This window comes from Lysinibacillus sp. FSL R7-0073, from assembly GCF_038009065.1.
In the GTDB taxonomy this organism is placed as follows: Bacteria; Bacillota; Bacilli; order Bacillales_A; family Planococcaceae; genus Lysinibacillus; species Lysinibacillus fusiformis.
In genome coordinates this window covers 1643215-1668917 of sequence record NZ_JBBPAS010000001.1, presented here as the reverse complement: position 1 = coordinate 1668917, position 25703 = coordinate 1643215, and the positions used below count along the sequence as shown (strand labels likewise).

The window sequence follows — 25703 nt, the reverse complement described above, 5'->3', positions numbered from 1 at the left end:
GTCTTCTATTTGCTACTCGGAAAAAAATCAGGTAATTAACAATGTAAAGCAGCAAAGCGTTTTTCTAGACGTTTACACAATCAGGAAATCTTAGTAAAAGATGTTTACAAACAACTTAAAGAAAGATATACTTACAAAGTAAACAAAAAATTCTTAAGGAGGTCGAATGAAATGATCATTATCGTTAAATTGATGTCATTGGTAGCTACAACTTCAGTAAAAATGAAAATCACACATTCGACCAGATCGGAATGGATCGCTTAAGGTTTTTTGGTAATTAAGCATACCCATACCGCAGGGAGAAGTGTGCCCCTGCGGTATTTTTGTGCCTTTTTTCACCGTAGAGGAGTCTCTCTACGGGTTTTTTTATTTTTCATGGTCATTTAAGGAGGTGATAATAAATGATGTTAAACATTTTTGCTCTCACGATAACTATTACAAAACGTGAGATCTCTATGGAGAAAGCACTTCATAATGAAAATGCGAAAAAAATCTTTGAAGAGAACCGAAGAAAAGTAGAAAGTTATATTCGTATTCGTCAATATTAATTTTGTAATTTTAAAAAACTGAAAGGTGGGAATTGAAATGATTTATATGATCAAAAGTCGTCATGCAGTATTATGGTTGGAGAAAGACACAACCACCAGATGAAGTAATATAAAGTGGCAATACAGCTATTTAATTTTATAATCTCCGTAAAGTTAACCCGTTCTAATCTAGGACGGGTTGCTTCAGGAGGTATTTTGCATTTTTTAAGCGATATTTTAAACATACGACAACAAAATACATTTTAATCTCGCATCCGTCTCTAAACAATTCACAGTATTTACAATTTTGTTAATAGAGCAAGAGGGTAACTGAATTTAGACGATTAAACGTTTACTATAAATTATAGAGATAGAACTAGGAGGAAAAGTAATGACTAAAAAGCAAAAGATTATAATTGTTGGTGCAGGGATTGTTGGTGCATCTATTGCTTATAATCTATCAAAGAAAAATCAGGATGTCACTTTAGTTGAGAGCCATTCAAAAGCAGGATGTGGTGTAACATCAACTTCCTTTGCTTGGATCAATCCTTCAGGGCGTGTTCCAGATACCTTTCAACATTTGTATGACGGCTCATTAGCAGAATATCATGTATTGGAAAAAGAGATCCCAGAATTAAAGGTAGATTGGAACGGCTCCCTTTCATGGGGAATTCCTGTAAACATCCATAAATCTTATATAGAAACAATAACTCGCCAGCAAATATCGGACTTAGAACCTCATTTAAAAGAATATCCAAAGGAAGCTCTATATGCTTTTAAAGAAGGTGCAATAGACCCTAATATTCTAACGAATCTTTTAGTAAAGAAAGCGCAAGAAAATGGGGTAAATATATTGTTCGACACAAAAGTAACACAAATTAAAAAGGAGGACGCTAAAGTTGTTGGCATACATACTTCAAAAGGGTTTATAGAATCAGATGTCATTGTATTGGCAACTGGTACAACTTTACCTGAGCTTTGTAAGCCTCTTAGTATTGATGTTCCTGTTGAAGCATCACCTTCTATTATTATTCGTATGAAATCTCCAAGAAAGCTTATTCACACATTAATTTCTAATTCAAGATTTGAGGCAAGACAATTATCTGATACTACTATAATTGCTGCTGAAGATTATTTGGATGACCATGGAGAAAACGGACCTGAAGAGGTTGGAAGAAGAGCTTTTGATACCCTTCGAAATGATTTAAAAAAAGGAGAATATCTAGAGCTAGAGAGTATTCAAGTAGGGGAACGACCAATGCCTAAAGACGGCTACCCCATTGTTGGTTTTCATGATCAAATAAAAGGACTTTATTTAGCAGTTATGCATTCCGCAATCACGTTATCTCCTGTTATTAGTCGATTGGTTGCGAAGGAAATCGTAGATAATGTGCAGTTAGAAGAACTAGAAGGTTGTAGACTATCTCGATTTTACCCAATAAATGAATAATGCTTCAATGTTTTTGTATGGCTGGTTTCCTGTAAGAAATGTAGATAAGAGCATGTTTTGATCAATCTTTTGTTCAAAACATGCTCTTTTGATTTGTTCTCAAATCAAGGATTAATATTATACTTTTCAATCTCAATCTTCCTCTCTCAAAATTCACATGATACTCTTCCACTATCCTGCCTATACAGCGCTTAAAAAGCGTCAATTGCTCGTTTATAGCGGTACGTTCAAGGCTTATGCCAAAATGTATGAGTGTGGTGAATTAGACAGCTACAAGGAAACGGACGATGCAATTTATACCCACTTGCTGCGTTCCCTTTGGAACAACTCGAAGTATGAAAGTACGTTGCGAGAATTGACACCTGAAGAATTTGAGAAGTACAACGAAAGAGCGTTGAAAATTGAAGAATCTGACGAAGTAGAGGAATTAAGAAGGTGTTTTTGAAATAGCAAAGGAGTAGCGAATACTACTCCTTTTTGTTTTTGCTAGAGTTGTTCAATGAGCTTAGTGTTAGCGTGATATCATATCTTGAGAGAAAGGTTGAATGTAATAAAAGAAAGCGATACAAAAGCTGATACAAATACAGATAACTAAATTTTTAAAGAAAATCTTTTTAGTTATTATGTTATTATTTACTAATTTTTCAATTATTAAGTTGATTACTAAGACTATAAAAAAAATGAAAATAAAGTTGTATAAAAATAGCATGTTTTTAACCTCTCTTGTTAATTTTTGTAAAATTAGTAATAATACATATTTTACCAAATAACTAGTAAATATTGCATTATTATACTATCATTGTTAACTGAGTACAGCAATAGAAAGGGAGAAGGTATTATGAGAAAAATAAAATTAGGTGTTGCTTTTATTTCTAGTTTTTTACTGCTTTTTGCTTTTGGTTTTATTAATAGTGCAAAGGCTCAAGAAAATGATCTAATTGATCAGGAACAACTAAATGCTGTTGAATCAGCATTAGATGAAATAATTGTTAAAGTAAACGAGCAAATTGAAGAAGGAAAACGTGATATTTCTGAAACTAGTTATGTTCCTGAAGTTAATAATTTTGTAAGTATTAAATTTTCGGTTGGAGAAGTTCCGAAGTCGAATGAATTAATGAGAGCAGCAGCAGCTAGCGGAAAACAAACATTTAGAGCAGAAATAAATGGTGTTTCATTTACGCATACTTTAATAGGGGATTTTACATATGCTTCAGGGAAATTGACAGCAGTTTCAAAAGATAACACGCAGGCTAGTGGATTCCTCTTTTCACATGATAAATCTGAAAGTGTTTCAAAATTAGATCCGAGTCTTTGGCAAATTAAAAGTACAGTTGCTCATAAATATTTAGGTGTTGTAGGTGGACTTACTGGTACAGGATATACAAGTTATATAGTAATGAATTTATATGGTAGTGGTGATGCGAGATTAGAACGTGCCAACTATAATTCTGGCGTCTAATTGTTATGTGTATAAAAAAAGAGTAGCGAATGCTGCTCTTTTTTCTTTTTGGCTAGGCGGTAGCTGGAGGGTGAAACGTGGCGGTGGTCAATCCAAATTTGCGGTACCGGACCGTGGAGAGGCTAAGGAGCAAATTTGGATTGACAACCTCACAGTACTCGAACCCCCTCTTTCCTGTTTTCACCACAATCTGGCCCTTTAATGGAGGAAGGCGCATTCCTTATTAAAGAAATGCGCCCTTTTGTAGAACAATTGTAGCCTCATCGAAAGGTATTTCTTCACCATTCACTAGAACATTGATTGTATCGTGCGTTGAATCTATCGTTAAATAATATACATTCCGCTTTATATCTTTATCTTGTGGGTTAAGTTCATTAAATATTATATTTACTATATTATCCTGCGGGTCTAAGTCTGCCTCTATTTCCCCAATGGAATGAAAAATAATATAATAACCTTTTGTACCGTCATTAATTGATTGGAGTTTTAAATTGGAATCAATATGCTCTTCAATTTTTCGAGGTACATTTTCAATTTCACTAAAACTTAATTTTGATGAATTACAGGCTGATAAAATCAACATAGCAAAAAGTACTGAAACAAACATTTTTTTCAATGTTTTCACCTCCTCCATCAAATGACCCGTTAATTGAATTATAACCTTCCCAAAGCCGTCGTTTGGGGACCTTTCATAAAAGAATATTATTCAATCAAATGGCCCTTAAATGCAAATAGACGCATTCCTTATTAGAGAAATTTGCCCGATTGTGGAAGATTATAATCATAATTCTTGTTAAATTAAAGCCCCCGTTTGTTGAACAAGATAATTTGGTTACCCTTCAACAATTGCAAGATATCTTTTGATTACTCCTTCAGATTCAACAATTAAAATATCTCCTCGTTCTTTGGTTGAAAAAATCTTTGTACCAACAGGAAGTTTATTTGACATCTCATCTTTAAAATCTGTATTAGTATTATTTATTATTTTTATTTCACCGATTTGAACATCTTTTGTTAAAGACAATTCTTCAACCCAATCAATATTAGTTTTGTAGATAACTCCATCATACTGAAAAATATCAGCATCAGAATCTAATGTTAAAACTTCTTCGGCATCTATACTGTCAATCGATACTGTTGTAGTTCCCCCTTGAATATTGCATCCTGTAATCATGAATAAAGCTAATACAATCAAACCATAGAATAACTTTTTTATTTTCAATCCACCCACCTCTTTTATATAGACACAAATTATCTTCCAAAAGTTACATATTCAACTAAACTGCTTCGTTAGTTTAAGTACTTTTCTTCACAATTCTCGCGTCCAATAATTATTATATTGACTTGTAATTGTAGTAGCGATAATCATATTTGCTTACACAATTCCAATCTTCGAAATTATTTCGAATTCATCATCTGGCTCAAATGCTTTATGCTTTGGTAAGGATTTTTTCAAAGCAACAAGCGATTTCTCATTGTAGAGAAATCGCTTGTTTTTTTATAATTGATATAACTTAGTATATTTATCCAGCAAATAGTCGGCTAAATACTTGGCATTTAAGCCTTCCCCTGTTGCTTCTTTTAGCAATTCGAATGGTTTTTTCAATGCCCCATATTGATGGACCTTGTCTGTTAACCATTCTCGAATTGGTAGCAGCTCGCCCTTTTCTAGTAGCTCATCAAAATGAGGAATATCCTTATCCATCGCATGCTTCCATTGTGCTGCATAAATCATTCCTAACGCATAAGATGGGAAGTAACCAAACATACCGCCTGACCAATGCATATCTTGCAGCACACCCTGTGCATCTGTCTCAGGACGAATACCTAAATATTCCTCATATTTATCATTCCATACTTGCGGCAGATCTTTTGCCTGTAAATCCCCATTGAACAAGTCACGTTCAATTTCATAGCGAATCATGATATGTAGTGGATACGTTAGTTCATCTGCTTCAATACGAATGAAAGATGGTTCTACCATATTAATGGCACGTAAAAATTCGTCTAATGCAACATCACCAAATTGTTCTGGTGAGAAATGTTGAAGGCGCTCGTAGTTATGCTCCCAGAACTTTTCATTTCTGCCGACAAAGTTTTCATAAAATAATGATTGTGATTCATGAATACCCATCGATGTACCAGTAGCTAATGGTAGACCTGCAAGTTTTTCATCAATGTTTTGCTCATACATGGCATGACCGCATTCATGAATTGTACCAAAAATAGCTGAACGGAAATCATTTTCATCATATTTCGTTGTAATACGAGCATCCCCGTAATTTAAGCCAATCATGAATGGATGGACACTTTCATCCAAACGGCCAGCATCAAAGTCGTAACCAAGTTGAGCTAGCATCTCTAGTGAGAGTTCACGCTGAGCTTCACGTGGAAAACGCTTAAATAACATGCTTGTATCTGGTTTATTCGATGAATCAGCAATTTTTTGTACAAGCGTTACAATGGATTCTCGTAAATCACCAAATACTTGGTCTAATACATCTGTCGTCATGTCAGGTTCATATAAATCGAGCAATGTATTATATGGAGATCCATTTTTAATGCCCCAATATTGAATGAATTTTTTTTGCCATTGAATAATTTCCTCTAAAAATGGAAGGAATAATTCAAAATTATTGCTTTCCTTTGCTTCTTCCCAAGCCGTTTCCGCCTTCGATTGTAGAATAACAAATTCTTTATACTCTTCAGCAGGGATTTTTTTATTTTGATCATAATTCTTTCTTACTTCTTCTACTAAACGAAGTGTCACATAATCAAGATCTGATTTTTTTGTCTCTAAGGCTAATAGTAGCTCACCTAATTCTTCACTCGTTTGCATATCAAATAAGGAGGCTGATAATGTACCTAATACCTCTGAACGTTGTGCTAACCCTTTTTTAGGTGCTCCCGTTCTCATATCCCAATAAATCACATTAAGTGCTTCCTCATAATGTTGCATCTTTTTAACATAGTCAGTAAATTGTTGAACAGTCATGCTTTCATCCTCCTTGTGCTATAAGTTTATCATATTTTCGAAAATTTTGTATATTGTGGACCGTTTAGTAGTTTTACTCAATTTTTTCATTTTTCACTTTATCTATTATTTTTAAATACTGTGTATCTCCGAGCCCATATTGAGGAAAGAGGCGAAATAATTGTGGTAACAGTTCCTCTGGAGACTGATCAAGATGTTTCTTAATATACGTTGAAATATCATTTTCTTCTTTTAAATAGTCAAAATATAATTGAATGCCTTGATACATTACTGGTAAAAGCGTTGCCTCTGGGATACGATGACGGATCAAAACGTCTTGATAAATCTTTAAATAGTCTCCAAGCATGATCTCAATTTCATCCACATCATAGGTAGCTTCCTGTACTATATGGAAATAAACCTTGCCTTCGTATTTTTGCTGCTCCAGAAAAGCAAGTACAGTTAGTAAGTTCATTTGACAAAACATATCATCTCCAAACCATAAAACGATACATTGATAGTTTTTGGTCCACAATGACTTTAAAGGATTCACTGTTATACGCTCATAGTCCTGCATCGTTACTTGGTGTCCAGCGGCACGAATGTTGTTAAATTCTTCACCAAAAATGGGGCTAACTGTTGGATTGATACACATGGCTTCATTAAAAGGTACATAATCACTGCTCCCCATTAATTGCTGTTTCGAAAACTCCTCGTACATCATTTGACCATTTAAAACATTCAATACCGCTTGATCATATTGCGCATGCATTTTCTCTTGCAATGCTTCAATTTTTAATTTTGAAGAAATATCCATTGTAAACCAGCCTCTTTCATCCTTTAAATTCTTTTTTACAAATGTTTGCAAAGGTTGTGGGGACTTTCGGAATTCATGAGGACTTATACCAAAGGTTTTTTTAAAGGCTCTAGAAAAGGATTCCTGTGTTGAAAAGCCATAATGTAAGGCAATATCGATCATTTTTGCTTCCGACCTTTTTAACGCTTCAGAGGCCAAATAGACCTTGCGTAATGAAACATATTTTTTAATGGTGATCCCCGTTATTTGATGGAATTTAAACGAACAATAATACGGGGAATAGCCCATATCCTTCCCTAAATGTTCTAATGAAAAGCCTTCTAAGAGATGATCTTCAATCCAATCAATCATCTCTTGTATGATGTTATTCATCCTCATCCCTCCTACTTTGATTATAGTAGAGGTGATATGGTTTGTTATGATATAGGTTGTGATATTATTGCACTAATGTTGAAATAATATGTTCTTTGATAAATGACCATCTATCTGGAGCATTGACCATAAAGAGTGAAGAGATAGCAACTACTGTGTTCAATGAAGGAATACAACAGATTATATTGCCGCCATCGCCAACTGCAGCATAAGAAAATAAATCTTCCTCCTCTCGTAGCCACCATAAATAGCCATAATGATGTGAATTTCCCGCGATAGATTCTTGAATCCATGCTTTTGACAGGATTCTTTGGTGATTCCATAAACCCTCATTCATATATAAAGAGCCTATTCTGGCCATATCTCTTGTCGTCATTGTTAATCCCCAGCCGCCTGTAGAAAGCCCATTCGGATCATGCACCCATCCTTTCACGTTTTTTCCGAATAAATCGTCAAAACCATAGCCAGTCATTGGATAATTCGAGATTTCTTTTATTCCTAACGGTTGAAATAAATATTCATTCGCAAATGCAAGGGCCGTCTTTCCTGTGCTCCGCGTCAGGATGGCAGAAAGTAAATGAGCTCCTGCTGAGGAATACTTAAAGGGACCGATGGCTCCTCCCCCCATACTATTGAGGATATATTCCACCCAATCATCTTGCTGACATAAAATATCTAGTGGCTCATGCCAATCCTGAAACGGATAGGGCACTGTCATTGTTAATAGATGTCGTATGTTAATTTGTTGTTTCACTTCATCATCTGTACGATACTCAGGAAAGAAATCCAATACCCGTTGCTCGACACTCTTAATAAAACCTTTATCGATGGCAATGCCGATAAGTGCGGATAGTACACTCTTAGTGACCGAGGCCACATGCTGTGCTTGCTCTGACTCGTTCTTCTGAAAATAATTTTCATATGCTAGCTTGCCATTTCTGATAATTACAATACCTGTTATATTACGATACGCTTCCTTTATAAATGATGCATCCAAACTCAGTCTATCTGATGCAGGTGTATTCCAATAAACTCCCATTCATTCAACCTCCTTATTATTTTTTCTTGATTGGAAAGTAAACTTCTGTTAGCCAGTCTTCAGTATGCTGCTCTTGATTGGGATCTGTTATATATATTTCATAAGGAGAATCCACTAGCTCATAGCCCTCTTTTTTCACCCACTCTAGTATATTGGCATAAATTGCAGATAACTCACTATAAGCGCCTTTTAACACGGATTTTGCACAAAGCCCTCCTGGAAAATCTCTTGTTCCCTTCACTGATTCTTTAATAGGAATAGCAAATTCGGTATCATTACCAAGAGGATCATATTCAGCACTATGATAAATTGTCATCGGCTTCCCAAGTAGGGAGTATTGCTCCTTAGCAATTTTCTCATAGAGTGTTTGGAAAAAATGGTGATATCCCTCTTTATAATCTTCACCTGTCAGCAACTGCCGTCTAGTCAGTATTGTCTGTTGCTTCGTCTCAACGAGTTTGATAGGTATATCATCCAGATAAGACATAATTGATACACCCTTCTTTATATGGAGTAAATCATGATTGATTTGCTTCACCGTAAAATCATAAGCCTTCATACGCTCCTGTAATTCCGTTTTCTTTTGTATGAGGACACCATATAATTTTTCTTCTTGCTCGTGTTCTTCCATCATCACGAAAGATTTGATTTCCTCAAGCGTTAATTGATAGGATTTTAAACGGTTAATAAAGAGCATTTTTTTCAACTGTTTAATGGAATAATAGCGATAGCCGTTTTCTTCATTTATCTCCTCAGGATGAATTAAACCAATTTCATCGTAATAGCGGAGCGTTTTCGTTGATACACCACAAATTTTCGAAAATTCACCAATTGATATCACACCATCACTTCTCCCTTTCAACTCTGTCTTATATCCGTTATACACTTTCCCCTTAGGGCAAAGTCAACTTCCTTTAACTTATTTGGATAAAAAGCACTTTTTACAAAATAAAAAACTGTAGCAAACGATGCGCTTGCTACAGCTCGTCCTCTCTTAATCAAAGAGAGGTATATATTTAGGGGAATTTTCACTAGCTTTCGAGTAATGTTCGGTTTCCAATCAAACATTTTTAGGAGCTGCCATTCATTTTCAATCGAAAGAAAGATGGGGATTCTTTCTATTCTTCGAAAGTAGAGTCTGTTTACTCTATGTTTTGGCAAATAGCAATTACTTGTTTAACAGCCTCCGCAGAATGCTGAAGGGCTGCTTGTTCTTCATTTGTTAGGTGCAATTCGATTACAGATTCAATACCATTGCCGCCTAAAATTGTTGGTACCCCTAGATACAGGTTTTGGTACCCATATTCACCTTCTAATAGGGCAATTGAAGGGACAATTTTCCGTTGATCTTTGATAATGATTTCGACCATTTGCGCGCATGCAGCAGCTGGTGCATAATACGCACTACCATTTCCTAATAAACCGACAATTTCACCGCCACCTTTACGTGTACGTTCGACGATTTGCTGGAGTCTATCCTGGGGGATGAGTTTTTCTAGCGGGATTCCTCCTGCATAGGAATAACGGATTAAAGGTACCATTTCATCACCATGTCCACCTAGTACAAAACCAGAGATATCTTCAGGTGCAATTTGTAGCTCCTGTGCAACAAACGTGTTGAAGCGAGCTGTATCTAACACACCAGACTGACCAATGATACGATTTTTAGCAAAGCCTGTTTCCTTGTGACAGACATACGTCATGGCATCAACCGGATTACTCAACACTAGGACAATACTATTTGGAGCATAGTGTTTAATTTGTCTTGAGACCTGTTGAATAATCTTTGCATTCGTTGTCACTAAATCATCACGGCTCATGCCTGGCTTACGAGGGATTCCTGCTGTTATGACTACGATGTCTGCACCAGCAATATCCTCATAATTACTCGTCCCTTTTATAGATACATTAAACTTTTCTATTGGACCTGTCTGTAGTAAATCCAATGCCTTCCCTTTTGTTGGGTTCTCAGCTTCGGGTATATCAACAAGTACGACATCGCCTAGTTCCTTTTGTGCTAAAAATAAACTCAATGTAGAACCGGTATGTCCGGCACCAATCACAGCGATTTTATTTTTACGAAATGCCATTATGCTTCACCTCGATTATCTGCCGCTGGTGTTGCTTCGATTGTTTTTTTAGCACGTGTTGATGTAGATGCAGAAACTGGCTTTTTCTTCGGTGCTTCTGGTCCATTAATCATTTGGAAAACCTCTTCATCAGGTCTTGGAATTACGTGAGCGCCTAATAATTCTCCAACACGCATAGCAGCCGCTTTTCCAGCTTCTACTGCTGCTTGTACAGAACCAACGTCACCTTTCACGACCACTGTCACAATGCCACCATCTACGAATTCCTGCTTGACGATTGTCACGTCTGAAGCTTTAATCATCGCATCAGCCGCTTCATAAGAGCCTACCAATCCTTTTGTCTCAATCATTCCAATTGCGCTACTCATTGTCCTCACCTCTCATCACTTCAGTAGAATCAATAATACCAATGACAACTGCATCGATTGGTAACGGATTTTCTTTCATAATATAGCGTGATGAACCGCCGCTTGTTATTAGGACATCATCACCAATCCCTGCACCGATACGATCAGCTGCTACAATTTCAGTGCGAATCGGCTGTTGATTGGAGTCAATTGGTTGAATGATTAGTAGTTTTAAACCATTCAGCCCTTCCTCCTTACGTGTTGCCCATACACTGCCTATCACTCTTCCCATTTGCATGAACTTCACCCTCTTTATGCTTCACAGATTAGATTGCTACTCAGAACGGATCGTTAAAGTTTTATTTAACTCTCGCAGCTTATCATAAGCTAACGCCGTTACAATGGTTTTCTTTGGCACGACAATTTCTTGCGCTTCTATTTCTAACACTTCAAGTTGTGAAAGTAGCTTTTTATCATAATGATAGATAGCTGGTTTTTCTACCTTCGCTACGACTGGAGACTGCTCTTTCACTGGAATCGGTTGCTCATTCACTTGATGTTGAACGATTTCTGCTAATGTTCCTTGTTGAATTAAACCTGCATTGGCTTCATCTGTATCAATATGCATCTCTAATCGATAACGCTCAGATACACGGATAACCACATTCGATAAAATAATTGGGCGAATACCTTCTACCTTGATTTGTACAGACTGTCCATCTACTACATTGAATTTCGCACTGTCTTCAGGGGACATATGAATGTGTGCTTGTGCAATAATGAGTCCTTCATTTAGCACGGCACTCCCCTTTGGACCAATCAATGTAACAGGGCTAGAGCCTTGTATATCACCTGAAATTCTTAATGGTGGTTTTATCCCTAGTTTCATGGCATCTGTCCAGCTGACTTCCACTTGAGACAATGAACGAGCTGGACCCAGTATACGTACACGCTCAATCGATCCTTTTTGACCAGCAATGACTACGGTTTCCTCCGCAGCAAATTGCCCAGGTTGTGAAAGCTCAAACTTTGGTGTAAGCTGATAATTCTCACCAAAGAGCTGTTCCACTTCTGCTTGTGCAAGGTGGACATGGCGGGCGGATACACCAATTGGAATTTTACCGTCATGTGGAGGGGAAGATTGATTTTTTAAAACTTGCTGCAGAACTTCTTCTACAATTTTTTGCACTAAATTTTCTTGCATCTTGCCTCCTCCTTACGATGTTACTTTTATTAATGTTCCTTGTGCTTGTTGTTCAATAAAACCAGCGTTTGCTTCATCCGTATCAATGTGCATTTCCAAACTAAAATCATTGGAAACGCGTACAACTACACCACGGAATGTAACTGGACGGTCACTGATTACTTCTACAGAAACCAAATCATTATTTTGGACTTCCAATGCTTTCGCGTCATCCTCAGTCATATGAATATGTGCCTGTGCAATAATGACTCCTTGCTCAATGGACAATTCATGTTGTTGGCTAATAATTTTGATGCCTGCTGAGTTGTCAATATCTCCTGACTGTCTTAGCGGAGGGGTTACTCCTAGTTTCATCGCATCTGTTCGGCTGACTTCCACTTGAGTAGCTGCTCTTACGGGACCAAGTACTCGGACATTATGAATAACGCCTTTCGGTCCCTCAATGGAGACACGCTCCTTTGCAGCAAATTGTCCAGGCTGTGATAAGTCAAAATCCTTTGTTAACGTTGCTTGTGGACCAAAAAGTGCTTGTAAATCCGCTTCACTTAGATGGATATGACGAGCCGAAATGGCCACTGGAAATGTTTTTGTCGCTGTTGTCACGTTAGCCACCTCTATATTAAATGGATTGTTGTTGTTCCTTGATGACAAGAGGAGAGCTGTCCTTTAGTTGGATCAGCTCTCATTGCTGATATATTAAGCTTCTGCTTTTGGTAAAATCATTTCTAATTCGTGATGTGGACGTGGGATTACATGAACTGATAAAAGTTCCCCTACACGTTGTGCTGCTGCTGCACCTGCATCTGTTGCTGCTTTAACAGCACCTACATCTCCACGAACAAGAACCGTTACGATACCGCCACCAACATGTACTTTACCTACTAAATTAACGCTTGCCGCTTTTACCATTGCGTCTCCTGCTTCGATTGCTCCTACTAAACCTTTTGTTTCTACCATTCCTAATGCTGTACTCATTTGTCATTCCTCCAAATTATTTATTTTGTAATGTGATTTGTTTTAATACTTGATCAACGATTTGTTGAACCATTGTTGTGTCTAAAGAAGACTCCTGTGATACAACTGACTCAACAACGGACTGCACTTCAAACTCTGGTTTTGGCACGTCTACATCCTTAATGCCATAAGCCATGCGTTTAATGTTTAAAAGATGTCTTGCTGTAATGTTATCCGACGTAATATTGCCGCCAAATGTACCACAGCCTAATGTAAAGGATGGTGCTAATCCAGTTGTGCCACCTACTGCACCAATAGATGATAGTGTATTCACTACAATACGAGATACTGGTAACTCAACAGAGAATTGCTCTGCTAAAGCTGCATTTTCAGTATGAATCGAGCATGTATGTCCGCGTCCACCAATATTTAAAAGGTCAATCATCACTTGCTTAGCTTCTGTACTGTTTTCTACCGTATAGAGCGCAAAGATAGGTGATAATTTTTCAAGAGAAAACGGGATATTCTTACCAATCATCGTTTCTAAGCCAACAAGTACTTTAGTATCCTCTGGTACAGTGATGCCTACAGAATCCGCTAAGCAGGTTGCTGATTTGCCGACGATTTGTGGATTCACCTTTCCCGGAACTGGTGAAATTAATTTCTCCATTTTAGCTTTTTCTTCAGCATTTAATAGATATGCACCGTTTTTCTTTAATTCTGTTTGTACCTGCTCGGCAATTGCTTTATCTACAATAATAGCTTGCTCTGTAGCGCAAATGGTGCCATTATCAAACGATTTACTGTGCACCAATTGACGTACAGACTTTTGAATATTTGCTGATTTTTCGATGTAGGCAGGGACATTCCCTGGTCCTACTCCATAAGCAGGTTTTCCTGAGCTATATGCCGCCTTCACTAATGCGCCGCCACCTGTTGCTAAAATCAAATGAATATCAGGATGCTTCATTAGCTGCTGTGTTGCCTCCATAGAAGACATCGTTAAGCATTGCAGTAAACCCTCTGGTGCACCTGCTTGTTCTGCAGCTACTCGGCAAATGTCTAACGCCTCTTTTGTACATTTCACAGCATATGGGTGAGGACTTAGCACTAAGGCATTTCTCGTTTTTAAAGAAATTAATGTTTTAAAAATGGCTGTTGATGTTGGATTCGTCGTTGGCACGATCCCTGCAATAACCCCAAAAGGACTTGCAATTTCTGCCACTTTTTTCATACGATCATAGCCTACGATACCAACCGTTTTTAATTCTTTAATATCTTCATAGACATCTCGTGAAGCAACTTCATTTTTCATTTTTTTATGATTAGGGATACCCATCCCTGTTTCTTGCACAGCCATTTTGGCTAAGCGATCAGCTTCCTTAAAGGCAGCATCCGCAACAGCTTTCACGATGCTGTCTACTTGTTGCTGTGAAAATTGCATATAGGCAGCTTGTGCTGTATTAGCATGTTTAACAGCATCTCTCATTTCTTGAATAGCTAATAAGTCTTTGTCTAATGTGGCCATAAAGCCGCCTCCTTTCTAAATCACTGGGTTTCTTGCTAAATTTTCGATGGCTTCTCTAAAAGCTTGTGCCGCAGCCTCGCAGGAAGATTGGCTGCCACTTAATAAACCGCCACCAAAATTGGTTTCCGAGGGAGGGCCAAAGAAAACCTTTAGCTCTACATCTGCCGCCTTTAATGCTGCGTCTAAACCAACAACTGCCTCCAATGGCGGTGCGATTAAATACGCAAGAGGTGTGCCAACCTTTACATCTGCTAGATCAGCAAGATACGTCCCACAGCTTGCCACGGTATGGGCAAACAAAGCATGGTTGTCATTGTTATTAATAGCTTCAAAGTACGTGTCAAACTCTATTTTCTGTTGAATGGCATCTAGACCGCTACGAATTTCATCAGGCGAGCTGCCAGCAATAATGCCAATAACCTCCCCCGACAAGGGACCAGATGAATGTGCCGCTCCCGCATAGAAACTTTTCGCATAGACAACATCAATATCTGCCTTCTTCGTTGCTTCATCTAGTGCTACATATCCTACATCATCAATCGTGAGGGTCACGAGCCCAATACTATGATGGTGCGGCTTCAAATCTAGCTGCTCTGCTAATTCACTGTTGACTCTTGGAATAGTTTGCATCGCCAAAATTTGGGCCATTATTTTTTGAGGATTCATATTTCAGCCTCCTAACCTTCTTTTGCGACAAGCTCTACCCCACTTGCCTCGTAATGCAAGATTTTTTGTACGATTGTTCCAAGGTACGCACCCGCCTCTAATGGTGGGATGCCTCCTTTATGGATATTAGATATGACCATGCGCTCTGCTTCTACTGTGCCGATTCTAGGTTTATAGCATAAATAAGCACTCATCGATTCAGCTGATACTAGTCCAGGACGCTCACCAATTAAATAAACAATAACCTCAGCCTGTAACAACTCACCGATTTCATCCATGAGAGCCACTCGGCCTTTATCAATATAGAACGTTGTGCCGATATCAATATTTAAATTGCTAAGACTTTGCTGAAGCGCTAAATAAACATCTTGTACATTTTCCTCAATCGCACTCGCACTTAAGCCATTCGAAATAATAATCTGTACTTTCGGCTGTTGCTTGCACTTTTGTTGAATTAATGACTTGGCTTCATCTGATAAACGACGACCTAAGTCAGGTCTTGTAATGTATTCTTCTTTATCTGTTACTTTCGTTGTCACTTGAAAGACATCAAGTTTTTGTAAAAGATCTTCTGTCACTTCACCATACACAGCGTCCACTGCAGCGGCATGATCGAGACGGAACTTTAACCATGTTTTTGTTTTTGGTCTTGTGCCCGCTCTACCTACTCCAATTCGAGCTGGTGTATGTTTTTTAGCTGCCTGTATACTTTCCGTTAATGTGTCTGCTTCGAACTGAAAAGGCTTAATGGGTACAGCTACATTTACCGGTTGTTCAAAAGTTGCAGGAGCTATATGTGCCTGCTGAGGAATTCCGTGCTGATACAGCTGAATTAATGGTTCACTTGTTGTAGACATAGGTTCTACTATTTCTGTTGCCCCACTAGTTGCTGTTGTATCATAGAACTTAATAAGCGGCTCCTCTGTTTGTGTTGCAATTACCTCAGGTGCTTGCCCCTCAGTAGTTTTCTCCATCTTTTCCATGACAAGTTGTGTAATCATAGAGACTAATTGATCATTCACTCGACTCACCTACCTTTCAAAAATGGATAAATCGCCAGCCCTAGCTGAAAGTCGACCATTTTCATAAATGCCCATTTTCTCAAGCCATGCTAAATATTCTGGTGCTGGTTTTTTTCCAAATGTTTGTAGTAATGTAGCTACATCATGGAAGCTCATTGATTGATAGTTGAGCATGACATCATCACCCATTGGCGCCGCAATAATAAAGTTAACGCCAGCCGCTGTCAGTAACACACTTAAATCTTCTACATCATTTTGATCTGCCTTAATATGGTTTGTATAACAAATATCTACACCCATAGGGATACCATGCATTTTGCCCATGAAGTGATCCTCAAGACCCGCTCGTATTACTTGTTTATTGTTGTATAAATACTCCGGGCCGATAAAACCAACTACCGTGTTAACGATATAAGGATTGAAATGTCTAGCAAATCCATAATTGCGAGATTCAAGTGTTACTTGGTCGATGCCCATATGAGCTTCTGCCGATAGTTCCGAGCCTTGCCCTGTTTCAAAGTAGAATAGGTTCGGACCAGTACCCGTTCCCTGCCTTTTAATGAGCTCTTCTGCTTCTCGTATTAAATCTGCTGAAATCCCAAATGAACGGTTGGCAATTTCAGTGCCAGCAATACTTTGGAAAATCATATCAGCTGGTGCGCCCTGTTTAATGGCCTTCATCTGTGTCGTAATATGGGCTAATACACAATTCTGCGTAGGAATTGACCAATCATTGATAAATTCCTTTGTAGCAGTTAACACCTTTTTGACACTTTCTACTGAATCATCCACAGGATTGATACCAATAACTGCATCACCAATACCATAGGAAAGACCTTCCTTTAGGGATGCAATAATACCGTCGATATTGTCTGTTGGATGGTTTGGCTGTAAACGTGAGGACAGCGTACCTTTTTGACCGATAGTAATATTACATGTAGATAAAATTTCTACTTTATTGGCTGCATGAACGAGATCTAGATTTGACATTAGCTTCGTGACAGCCGCAATAATTTCAGAGTTCATGCCTTTGCTTAAACGCTTTAACTCACGATCACCAGTATCATTCGATAAAATATATTCGCGTAGCTGCTCAATGCTCCAGTTTTTGATTTCTCCATATATTTGCTCATTAATGTCGCCCTCAATAATTCGTGAAACTTCATCATTTTCTTGTGGCACTAATGGATTTTCTCGGATATCTTTCACTAGAAGCTCACTTAGTACTGCCTTCGCTGCTATACGTTGCTGGACGGTCTCAGCTGCAATTCCCGCTAGCTGATCACCTGATTTTTCTTCATTGGCCTTGGCCATGACATCTTTTAATGATTTAAAATTATATTTCTCTCCACCAAATATCACCGATAAATTCACATTCATCCTCCTTACTTTGAGTGGAAGGCAAGTGTTTTCACAACAACTGGAACAACGCCTGATGGCAGAACCTCTCCAATGTCAATGTAATCACCCGTCTCCACTTTGATTTGATCGATGCAAATAATTGGGACTGTCGGATTGATTGCTTGTATGGTTTGTCCAATAATCTTTGCATAATCTGATTGAATGACTATGATAATTGGTATGTCCTTGGAGCATCTTGTTGCCAAATGTTGCAAAATGGCCTCACACAATGCATGTACACCCTGAAAGCTTAAATATGGCATTTCACTAAAATAGAGTGCAAATGGTGCACGATAATCCTGTATTGCAAATAAATCATCTGCTCGCTCCACCGCTGTTTTCACCGTGCTGTTATAGTCTATTGCTGTTTCATCCAGATGGCAGTTAAACACAGGAACATTTTTGAGTGGTAACACCTCGCCATCCACCTGGATGGTTGCCCCACTAATTTCCGTAGTTTGTGTACCTGCACCAGTGACGGTAGCACGAGCGGTTTCTTTTGGTTGGAGCCATAAAAATGATTGCAGCTGCTCATGCTGAACGAGCATTTTCGCTAATCGTTCACCAATATCATCATATTGACGCTGTGTACATTCATTTTCATAAATACAAGAGGCTACTCCTCCAGAAAAGACGATGGCATCTACTGGTTTATGCCAGTTTGGCAAATGCCCAAGTAATAATGGATGTTTGTCATCCGTACACTGACCCTTCAAAATTAAAGCAAGTGTACCGACCATTTCCTCTATACATTGCGTCACTCGAGCATCTTCTGCCGCATCACCGACGGATAACGGATTAGACCATTTTTCCATCAGTTCCATGAGTGGTGGAGAAATTGATTGAATCCTACCATTGTTAAATTCAATCAATCTACCACCAACATGTAAGGTACATGTCCCGATGACTTCTCCAAATTGCATCACTGCAATATTGGCAGTTCCACCACCAATATCAATATTGGCGATCACTTTAGAGGAATTTTTGGATTGCTGTAAAGTACCTGACCCTTTAGCCGCAATAATGCCTTCTAAATCAGGACCAGCAGTAGCAACTAAAAAATGACCAGCGCCGTCCGCAATGGTATGGACAACCTCTCTTGCATTTTCCTTCGTGGCAGATTCGCCAGTTATAATAATGGCGCCTGTTGAAATATCAGTTGGCGCGATTTTAGCCAATTGATACTGCTGAAAAATGAATTCTTCAATTTTTTTCATATCGATGATGTCTTTATTGATAAATGGTGTCTTAATGATGGGACTTTGATGTAACACCTTTTTCTCAATAATTTCAATCCTTGGCACATGTGTTACGCCAGCCACATTCTTTAACAAAAAACTACTAACTACCATTTTGGTCGTGCTTGTCCCAATATCAATACCAGCACTATAAATTTTTTCAGTCTTCACCCTACACCATCCTCTCGCTACTGTGAGCAATACATGAGATATGGACTATCGCAATCCTTCACGAATTGTTGAATTTCTTCGTGTGTATGAAGCTGAATAAGTGGCGCAATCCATTCAACGCCAAGCTTTTTCCACGAAGAAGTTTTCACGATAGGGCCCTGTGTCATCACATTTTTTAATAAACCTGTAGCTCTTTCTACATCTGCATCAGGTGCATCAATTTTTGTAATGACACCGATTTGTATTTTCGGAATCCCTAAGCTAAATTGCGGAGGAAACACACTTCTTGAAGATGTGGCATCCTGCAAATAAATGACATGTGTTACTTCCAACGAAGTGGCCATAATGTTTCTGTAATACATGGGATTTTCAATATATTCACCGGGTGTATCGACAATCCAGTCTTCATAAACGAGTGCTTGTGTTTTATTGGCACTGCTTTCTTTGCCCAACAAAGTATTCATCAATGTTGACTTTCCTGCTTGCACACCGCCTATTATCATTACTCGATTTTTCATACGACACATCCTATGATTTTGTTATTCTTGATGGTGTATAGCCTAATACCTCGGATAAAAAACGATTAATTTCTAACATCGCCATTTCCACCTCTGATACACTACCGACAATAACGAGACTGCCTGTAAAACGGTCTAAAAATCCTAATTTGACATTGGCAGCTTTGGTCGCTAAATCTCCTGCGATGATAACCGTTTCACTCGGAGTACACGTCATAATACCTAGTGCACCCGATTCTTGAATACCCAATTTTTGAAACATCTCGGGGTCAGGGTTCGCAATAAGGTGACTCAATGTTAGCTGTTTACCCGGCACAAACTCCTGAATAAATCGTTTCTTTTCTTCACTCACACATCATCACCTCACTTTTAATTGATTAAGATTTTTGTTCTAAATATTCGCCTTCTTTTATAATGCCTGCCTTGCGATCTTCCATTTCTAACCTTAAAGCAGTCGGTACAGAAAGCTTATACGCTAAAATAATCGCAATCACACCCGCTAAAAACTTACCAGCAATAACAGGTAAAATAATCGTCGGCTGGAAATTAGCTGTAAACGATAAGTGATCGCCTAATAAAAATGCTGAACATACACCAAACGCAATATTAATAACTTTATCTTTTGGTGGCATATGGCGAACAAGCGTGAACATCGCCAATATATTAGCAATTGTTGCTAAAATCCCTGCGCTCCCTACGGATGATAGGCCCAATTTCTTACCAGCCGCTTCAAGTGGTTTCGATGCATATTTTCGAATTAAATAAACCATTGGGAATGCACCGGCTAGCATAATACCTATATAACCAGCTGTTTCTAATGCTCGGAATTGATCGATCTCATCAGCCATAATTGGATCGAAGCCCCATGCACCAAATATTTTTGTAAAAATACCTGTAAAAATTTCAACAATCGAGAACACTAATACCAATTTGATTCCCGCATCCATCACACGGCCGAATAACATGAAGCCTGCAATCATACCGTTTGGAATAAGCTTTAAGCCTAACGCGATTAACACAACAAAGATGAACAAAGGCAGTAAATTAATTAAAATTTGTAAAACAGAAATGGCAAATACATATGTAGGCGCCTCTGTTGTACTAATAACTTCACGTACTTCTGTGTTAAATAGCACGATCATAATCGATGAAATAAATGCACCAATCGGAATTGTTAATACACCAGCCATAATACCAAGCGCCATATATTTATGATCACGCTTATCTAACATCGCAAGACCCATTGGAATCGAGAAGACAATAGTAGCACCTGACATAAATCCAACGACTAGAGCCATTACCCATCCCTCATATGACTCTTTTAAAGCATTGGCTAATTGGTAACCACCCATGTCCGAAGCTAAAATAGTTGTCGCTGCAATCGCAGGATCTGCACCAATTAACTCAAAAATCGGACTAATAAAATGACTAATAAACCATGTTAAGTAAGGTATAGCTGCCATGATCCCCGCTGCTGGGACGAAAATATGACCAACTGTATGGATACCATTCATAAACTCTTTACCAATTCCATACTCAGCATCTCGGATTGCTCCGATTGCCCCTAAAACAGCACAAATCATAATAATATAAACGATAATCGTTCCTATCATTGCCATCTTACTCATCACCCCTTTATGATTAATAAATTTATATAAAAAAAGGCACTTTAAAGAAGAAATCTCTTTAAAGCGCCTTTGCTTCAACTATTGACTTGTAAGTTTAAAATAATTTGCTCCGCAATATGCACCATTTCTTGTTGTGTTTGCATACTTTCATTGCGAATTTTGCGATAAGCCTCGTCCTCGCTTATATTTTCAGCCTGCATAAGCAATCCTTTAGCTCGTTCAATGACTTTTCGCTTATCCAATTGTGTTTGCTTATGTAAAATCTCCCCATTGAGACGATTGAACTTATCAATTTGATGAAAAGCAACCTCTAACACAGGCAACACATTTTTTTCAGAAAACGGTTTCATAACATATCCTAATATATTATCCTGCTTCATGTATAGTAATAATTCTTTTTCACTATATGCCGAGATGAAGAGAACAGGTATGCCAAGCTGTTGTTCAATAATTTTACTTGCCTTTAAACCATCTAGTTTAGGCATTTTAATATCCATTAAGATTAATTGTGGTTTATGCAAAAAGGCTAGCTCAATGGCGGTTTCTCCATTATTAGCTTGTGCCACTACTTCGTAACCATTATCCTCTAGCATAAACTTCAAATCAATGGCAATCAATGATTCATCTTCGACAATCATAACTTTCCTAGTCATTTACGATAAATACCTCCTCACTTACAGGGAACTGAATTTGAGTATGTGTACCTTCTTCACTAGGGATAATTGAAAATGAGCCAGCTAAATCATATTCCACAAGCCTTGTGATAATTTCCATGCCAAATGATGCCTTCACTTCTTGCATTCCAACGCCGTTGTCAGAAATATGAAGTGAAATATTTGAAGCCTCCTGCATGAAATGAATATCAATGGCTCCTTCATCACGACCAACAAAAGCATATTTTAATGCATTTTGTAGTAGCTCACAAATAATGAGTGCAAGGGATACTGCCTTTTTGGAATGGCAAAATACTTGCAAATGTTCGTGATGAAATGCTAGTTGGATAGTTGCTGTATTGGACGTGCCAATCATTTTATGTCCAATTTTTTTAGCTAATGCAATAACGTCAACTCTTTCTTCAGCGTTATCCTCATTTTCTAAAATAAGCTCATATACAGATGAGATGCTATATATTCGATTTAATGCCTCCTGAAAAGCACTTGCATTGACAGCCGACAATTCATTGCGCATTTGCAGGCGTAATAGGCTTGTCACTGTCTGAAGATTATTTTTCACACGATGGTGAATTTCTCGTATGGCAAATGTTTTCATCATAAGTTCATTTTCTTTCAGCTTTAGCTCTGTTAGATCATGAATAATGAGGAGTGTAACCTTGTCATTTTGACTGCGAATTGGAATTTTCTTGACGATAAAGGATTTACGTTCAATCGTAATTTCTAGGAAAAAGACATCGTCGCCTTTATCATAGACCTCCTGTAAAAACGGTAAGATTTTATCCAATGCAACATTGTCAAAGTTTTCCAATCCCGAAAGTTCTGAAATAAAATGATAGCCAGCTGGGTTACTGTAAATGACTTTGTTTTCGTGATTGGTAAGAATAATTGACTCTACAAGTAAATCAGAAACAACTGGTATAGGTTGAGAATTAGGTTCTACAATATGTTCAATTAATGCAAAAGGCATATTTTGAAAATCATCTTTTGGTGTCGTTTGCATCTTCACCGTCTTTTCCTGAATCAATACAGCAATTACTTGCTGTTGTTCATTAAAGATCGGAATCACATTTTGCTCGACCGTAATGCCTTCTTGTGTAACGGCTCTGGAAATCGATGATTTTTCTTTTTGCTTAAACGCAGTAAATACGGCTGGTTCAAAACTTTCAAAAACGAATTTTCCAATAACCGATTTTTCGTATAAACCTTTTTCCTTGTTTGGGAATGCTTCTGCCACGACAATTGCATGTGATAAATTATCCATCATACAATCTATGAACATATAACAATCAGTGAGCTCTGCATAATATTTAAGCGTAGCTTCTATTTCTATTAACTTGTCAATATCCGTTGCCGAAAGATTAGTATAGTTTCTACACAATGATTGAATGTTCGACAGGTTAAAGCCCCCCATCACAGAATAATCAACAATCAATTTGATTATTCTTAAAAATTCTTGTCATTATTATAAACCTTTTGTGAAATTATTTTCAATACAAAAAATATTATCTTTCATCAAAATTCATTGCATTACAAAGAACTATATAGCTTAAAAGAGAAATATTCAACATCTTTTTGTTATTACATTATTTAACAAGGGCAAAATAGTTATTTCGATATAACAAAAAAAGAGAGCTTGCTGATTTAGCAAACTCTCTTATTTCTATTTTATTTCAGGTGCAACAGCTAATATATTTTCAAAGGCTGCGCGTTGTTTTTGTTCTTCTTCATTCAATAAAATATGAATATCGCCATGATCGTTTGACGTCCTAATTAAGCGGCCCATTCCTTGCTGTAAGCGTAATTGCATAAATGGTAATTCCACTTCTTCAAATGGGTTTTCAGCAAACGTACGCTTCGCATCAAATAATGGATCTTGTGGAGGAAACGGTAAATCATAAATAATGACACGTGTTAATGCTTCTTCAGGTAAATCTAAGCCTTCCCATAAATGATATGAGCATAATGTTTTAACGGTTCCCTGCTGGAAATCACGAACAATGGCGGAGAGCTCTCGATCCCCTTCAAAGGCAACGTGCATGCGGTCCATTAATGGCAATTCGGCTTTAAATTTCAACATGGCTTGCTTTGATTTAAATAAAATTAATGTTTGCTCACCATCACTTAGTAATTGCTGTACACGTGCAGTTTTAGCATGTTGATCAAGTTCATGTAAATAGATTTTCATTACTTCTTCATAATCAAATGGCGAAGGGACTGAAAATGATTGGGACTCTCGAATACCTAAACTATAGGCGATATACGAAAAGTCTTTATTGACGGATAAAGTGGCAGACGAAAAGACGATCGGAAGCTTTTTAGAGAATAGTTTTTCTGCTAAAACTTCTGTAATTAAACGAGGCATAATAACCAACGTTTCTTCCCCATCTGTTTCCTCAAGCCAATCGACTGCATCTCCTTGAGCTATGAAAATACGTAAGGAAGCCTCATATTGTTCTAAATATTCCTCTGCCATATTTAACTCATATTCAGGAATCATATACATTTCAGATTCAAAAACAAATTCTTCCATCAATATTTCCACATCATGTATCAATTGTTTTCCATAAGCAAGCAATGTTTTGGATTTATTGATACGTTTACGATCCTCATCTGAAGCAACGATATCATCACGAAGCTGATCAAAAAATAGCTCGTGATCATCTTGCAATTTTTCCATAGCATACAATGTTCGTTCTCGCACACCATCTACCATTAATCGCTCTAAAAGTTGGACAATCGTTGTTGCCTGTACTTTATAAGTCATTGCTTTTTGTGCAGCGTATTCCAGCAGATGTCCTTCATCTAATACCATCATAGACACTTCTGGCAGTAAGGCAAGCTGTCCTTCACGCTCACGAGATTCCTTCGTAGCTAAATGCTCCATTAAAAAATCTTGTGAACAAATAACTAAATCCGTTGATTTACGGTAATGAGAACGATGCAATGTTTGCCCACAGCGATTACGAAGATCACAAACAGAGCATTGCATAATCGAGTTGTAATTAACTTTTTGCCAATCCTCATCACTGACAGATGGATAATTACTACGTTCTCCATATGGATGAATAGCAATCATTGAACCTTGGGCATACACACCATCCGGAATGGAGAAGGAAATATCGTCAATCCATTCATCCGATTCAACTTTTTCCGCTTCCTCAAAGCGTTTTAAGCATAAATATTGATCCCGTGATTTGGCTAAACGAACATCAATTTCCAGATCAAGCGTTTTTTGAAGCTTATAGATGTCTCCGCCCTCTTTAACGAGCTGATCGATTAATGTTTCATCAGCACATGCAATAAGTACTGGCTTCCCTGTATAGCGTGCATAAGAAATAGCTGGGAGTAAATAGGCTATTGTTTTCCCAGTTCCAACACCTGCTTCTGCAAAGAGTACGTTTTTTTCTTTAAGCGCTTGTTCTATTTGATAAGCCATAAAGATTTGCTCATCACGACATTCAAAGCCTTTTTCAGGCAATTCATCATAAAGGACGTCACCCATCCAGTCACCTAGTGAATCAAAAAAAGATCGGTCCTTTGATAATGCAAATGGTAAAGATTTACGCAATTGATGTTCCCCCTCTTACTATCTGGTGCTATTATACGCGACGAAACGGAAGATAA

26 protein-coding genes are annotated in these 25703 nt (G+C 37.8%); 3 read left to right on the top strand and 23 right to left on the bottom strand.

Going from position 1 to position 25703, the window contains the following annotated elements; genetic code table 11:
• The first annotated feature begins 401 nt into the window (after positions 1-401).
• From MKY88_RS07925 to MKY88_RS07915, 3 genes are all read left to right on the top strand, one after another.
• On the top strand, positions 402-548 hold the full coding sequence (locus MKY88_RS07925) for a YrzI family small protein (protein WP_328202239.1): 147 nt from the start codon (positions 402-404) through the stop codon (positions 546-548).
• A gap of 370 nt (positions 549-918) precedes the next feature.
• Complete coding sequence (locus MKY88_RS07920; RefSeq protein WP_193831474.1) at positions 919-1977, top strand: NAD(P)/FAD-dependent oxidoreductase; 1059 nt, start codon at positions 919-921, stop codon at positions 1975-1977.
• An 838-nt stretch (positions 1978-2815) separates the two neighbouring features.
• Positions 2816-3436, top strand: a complete 621-nt coding sequence (locus tag MKY88_RS07915) for a hypothetical protein (RefSeq protein WP_328202243.1) — start codon at positions 2816-2818, stop codon at positions 3434-3436.
• Positions 3437-3659: 223 nt separating this feature from the next.
• Here the strand turns inward: MKY88_RS07915 and MKY88_RS07910 are convergent, their stop codons facing one another.
• The 23 genes from MKY88_RS07910 to MKY88_RS07800 all read right to left on the bottom strand — a co-directional run bounded on the left by MKY88_RS07910 (position 3660) and on the right by MKY88_RS07800 (position 25647).
• Positions 3660-4052, bottom strand: a complete 393-nt coding sequence (locus MKY88_RS07910; RefSeq protein WP_340813343.1) for a peptidylprolyl isomerase — start codon at positions 4050-4052, stop codon at positions 3660-3662.
• A 216-nt stretch (positions 4053-4268) separates the two neighbouring features.
• Complete coding sequence (locus MKY88_RS07905; RefSeq protein ID WP_340813342.1) at positions 4269-4667, bottom strand: hypothetical protein; 399 nt, start codon at positions 4665-4667, stop codon at positions 4269-4271.
• A 267-nt stretch (positions 4668-4934) separates the two neighbouring features.
• Positions 4935-6431: a carboxypeptidase M32 gene (locus MKY88_RS07900; protein WP_340813341.1), complete on the bottom strand. Its 1497-nt coding sequence runs from the start codon at positions 6429-6431 to the stop codon at positions 4935-4937.
• 73 nt (positions 6432-6504) lie between these two features.
• The gene (locus MKY88_RS07895; RefSeq protein ID WP_340813340.1) at positions 6505-7599 is read right to left on the bottom strand and encodes a helix-turn-helix transcriptional regulator; all 1095 of its coding nucleotides are present in this window, start codon (positions 7597-7599) and stop codon (positions 6505-6507) included.
• A 64-nt stretch (positions 7600-7663) separates the two neighbouring features.
• On the bottom strand, positions 7664-8638 hold the full coding sequence (locus tag MKY88_RS07890; protein ID WP_340813339.1) for a serine hydrolase domain-containing protein: 975 nt from the start codon (positions 8636-8638) through the stop codon (positions 7664-7666).
• A 16-nt stretch (positions 8639-8654) separates the two neighbouring features.
• Positions 8655-9479 (bottom strand): MerR family transcriptional regulator, encoded by an 825-nt coding sequence (locus MKY88_RS07885; protein WP_328202256.1) that lies wholly within the window; start codon positions 9477-9479, stop codon positions 8655-8657.
• Positions 9480-9780: 301 nt separating this feature from the next.
• Positions 9781-10728: a malate dehydrogenase gene (mdh, locus tag MKY88_RS07880; protein WP_340813338.1), complete on the bottom strand. Its 948-nt coding sequence runs from the start codon at positions 10726-10728 to the stop codon at positions 9781-9783.
• Complete coding sequence (locus MKY88_RS07875; protein ID WP_258268241.1) at positions 10728-11096, bottom strand: BMC domain-containing protein; 369 nt, start codon at positions 11094-11096, stop codon at positions 10728-10730. Before MKY88_RS07875 ends, mdh begins: the two co-directional genes overlap by 1 nt.
• A complete protein-coding gene (locus tag MKY88_RS07870) occupies positions 11089-11373 on the bottom strand; it encodes a EutN/CcmL family microcompartment protein (protein ID WP_008176433.1) in 285 nt (94 codons plus the stop codon). The genes MKY88_RS07875 and MKY88_RS07870 overlap by 8 nt, the downstream gene beginning before the upstream one ends.
• Before the next feature lie 36 nt (positions 11374-11409).
• Positions 11410-12279 carry a phosphate propanoyltransferase gene (locus MKY88_RS07865; protein ID WP_340813336.1) on the bottom strand — a complete coding sequence of 290 codons (870 nt, stop codon included), beginning with the start codon at positions 12277-12279 and terminating at the stop codon, positions 11410-11412.
• A 12-nt stretch (positions 12280-12291) separates the two neighbouring features.
• Positions 12292-12882, bottom strand: a complete 591-nt coding sequence (locus MKY88_RS07860; protein ID WP_069480775.1) for a phosphate propanoyltransferase — start codon at positions 12880-12882, stop codon at positions 12292-12294.
• Positions 12883-12975: 93 nt separating this feature from the next.
• The gene (locus MKY88_RS07855; protein WP_008176438.1) at positions 12976-13254 is read right to left on the bottom strand and encodes a BMC domain-containing protein; all 279 of its coding nucleotides are present in this window, start codon (positions 13252-13254) and stop codon (positions 12976-12978) included.
• A 16-nt stretch (positions 13255-13270) separates the two neighbouring features.
• On the bottom strand, positions 13271-14761 hold the full coding sequence (locus MKY88_RS07850) for an aldehyde dehydrogenase family protein (RefSeq protein ID WP_328202261.1): 1491 nt from the start codon (positions 14759-14761) through the stop codon (positions 13271-13273).
• 15 nt (positions 14762-14776) lie between these two features.
• Entirely contained in the window at positions 14777-15427 is a 651-nt protein-coding gene (gene eutL / locus MKY88_RS07845) for an ethanolamine utilization microcompartment protein EutL (protein ID WP_258268237.1), read from the bottom strand.
• Positions 15428-15438: 11 nt separating this feature from the next.
• Entirely contained in the window at positions 15439-16449 is a 1011-nt protein-coding gene (eutC, locus tag MKY88_RS07840; protein ID WP_328202263.1) for an ethanolamine ammonia-lyase subunit EutC, read from the bottom strand.
• 9 nt (positions 16450-16458) lie between these two features.
• Positions 16459-17829, bottom strand: a complete 1371-nt coding sequence (locus MKY88_RS07835; RefSeq protein ID WP_069480771.1) for an ethanolamine ammonia-lyase subunit EutB — start codon at positions 17827-17829, stop codon at positions 16459-16461.
• A 5-nt stretch (positions 17830-17834) separates the two neighbouring features.
• Positions 17835-19259 carry an ethanolamine ammonia-lyase reactivating factor EutA gene (locus MKY88_RS07830; RefSeq protein ID WP_340813334.1) on the bottom strand — a complete coding sequence of 475 codons (1425 nt, stop codon included), beginning with the start codon at positions 19257-19259 and terminating at the stop codon, positions 17835-17837.
• A 17-nt stretch (positions 19260-19276) separates the two neighbouring features.
• Positions 19277-19777, bottom strand: coding sequence for a EutP/PduV family microcompartment system protein (locus MKY88_RS07825; protein ID WP_008176450.1), 501 nt, complete (start codon positions 19775-19777; stop codon positions 19277-19279).
• A gap of 10 nt (positions 19778-19787) precedes the next feature.
• Entirely contained in the window at positions 19788-20129 is a 342-nt protein-coding gene (gene eutS / locus MKY88_RS07820) for an ethanolamine utilization microcompartment protein EutS (RefSeq protein ID WP_012293763.1), read from the bottom strand.
• Between the two features lie 25 nt (positions 20130-20154).
• A complete protein-coding gene (gene eutH, locus MKY88_RS07815; protein ID WP_328202269.1) occupies positions 20155-21396 on the bottom strand; it encodes an ethanolamine utilization protein EutH in 1242 nt (413 codons plus the stop codon).
• 83 nt (positions 21397-21479) lie between these two features.
• Positions 21480-22058 carry an ANTAR domain-containing response regulator gene (locus MKY88_RS07810; protein ID WP_025115126.1) on the bottom strand — a complete coding sequence of 193 codons (579 nt, stop codon included), beginning with the start codon at positions 22056-22058 and terminating at the stop codon, positions 21480-21482.
• A complete protein-coding gene (locus MKY88_RS07805) occupies positions 22051-23511 on the bottom strand; it encodes a sensor histidine kinase (RefSeq protein WP_328202273.1) in 1461 nt (486 codons plus the stop codon). Before MKY88_RS07805 ends, MKY88_RS07810 begins: the two co-directional genes overlap by 8 nt.
• 228 nt (positions 23512-23739) lie before the next feature.
• Positions 23740-25647 carry an ATP-dependent DNA helicase gene (locus MKY88_RS07800; RefSeq protein ID WP_340813333.1) on the bottom strand — a complete coding sequence of 636 codons (1908 nt, stop codon included), beginning with the start codon at positions 25645-25647 and terminating at the stop codon, positions 23740-23742.
• Positions 25648-25703: the final 56 nt, after the last annotated feature.

What these genes read in the sequence shown, in the direction of transcription:
- MKY88_RS07810 (WP_025115126.1), bottom strand. Translation starts at nt 22,058, where the DNA reads ATGACTAGGAAAGTTATGATTGTCGAAGATGAATCATTGATTGCCATT.
- MKY88_RS07875 (WP_258268241.1), bottom strand. Translation starts at nt 11,096, where the DNA reads ATGAGTAGCGCAATTGGAATGATTGAGACAAAAGGATTGGTAGGCTCT.
- MKY88_RS07870 (WP_008176433.1), bottom strand. Translation starts at nt 11,373, where the DNA reads ATGCAAATGGGAAGAGTGATAGGCAGTGTATGGGCAACACGTAAGGAG.
- MKY88_RS07825 (WP_008176450.1), bottom strand. Translation starts at nt 19,777, where the DNA reads ATGAAAAATCGAGTAATGATAATAGGCGGTGTGCAAGCAGGAAAGTCA.
- MKY88_RS07900 (WP_340813341.1), bottom strand. Translation starts at nt 6,431, where the DNA reads ATGACTGTTCAACAATTTACTGACTATGTTAAAAAGATGCAACATTAT.
- MKY88_RS07890 (WP_340813339.1), bottom strand. Translation starts at nt 8,638, where the DNA reads ATGGGAGTTTATTGGAATACACCTGCATCAGATAGACTGAGTTTGGAT.
- MKY88_RS07925 (WP_328202239.1), top strand. Translation starts at nt 402, where the DNA reads ATGATGTTAAACATTTTTGCTCTCACGATAACTATTACAAAACGTGAG.
- MKY88_RS07855 (WP_008176438.1), bottom strand. Translation starts at nt 13,254, where the DNA reads ATGAGTACAGCATTAGGAATGGTAGAAACAAAAGGTTTAGTAGGAGCA.
- MKY88_RS07835 (WP_069480771.1), bottom strand. Translation starts at nt 17,829, where the DNA reads ATGAATGTGAATTTATCGGTGATATTTGGTGGAGAGAAATATAATTTT.
- eutH (WP_328202269.1), bottom strand. Translation starts at nt 21,396, where the DNA reads ATGGCAATGATAGGAACGATTATCGTTTATATTATTATGATTTGTGCT.
- MKY88_RS07850 (WP_328202261.1), bottom strand. Translation starts at nt 14,761, where the DNA reads ATGGCCACATTAGACAAAGACTTATTAGCTATTCAAGAAATGAGAGAT.
- MKY88_RS07865 (WP_340813336.1), bottom strand. Translation starts at nt 12,279, where the DNA reads ATGCAAGAAAATTTAGTGCAAAAAATTGTAGAAGAAGTTCTGCAGCAA.
- mdh (WP_340813338.1), bottom strand. Translation starts at nt 10,728, where the DNA reads ATGGCATTTCGTAAAAATAAAATCGCTGTGATTGGTGCCGGACATACC.
- MKY88_RS07915 (WP_328202243.1), top strand. Translation starts at nt 2,816, where the DNA reads ATGAGAAAAATAAAATTAGGTGTTGCTTTTATTTCTAGTTTTTTACTG.
- MKY88_RS07895 (WP_340813340.1), bottom strand. Translation starts at nt 7,599, where the DNA reads ATGAATAACATCATACAAGAGATGATTGATTGGATTGAAGATCATCTC.
- MKY88_RS07920 (WP_193831474.1), top strand. Translation starts at nt 919, where the DNA reads ATGACTAAAAAGCAAAAGATTATAATTGTTGGTGCAGGGATTGTTGGT.
- eutL (WP_258268237.1), bottom strand. Translation starts at nt 15,427, where the DNA reads ATGAATCCTCAAAAAATAATGGCCCAAATTTTGGCGATGCAAACTATT.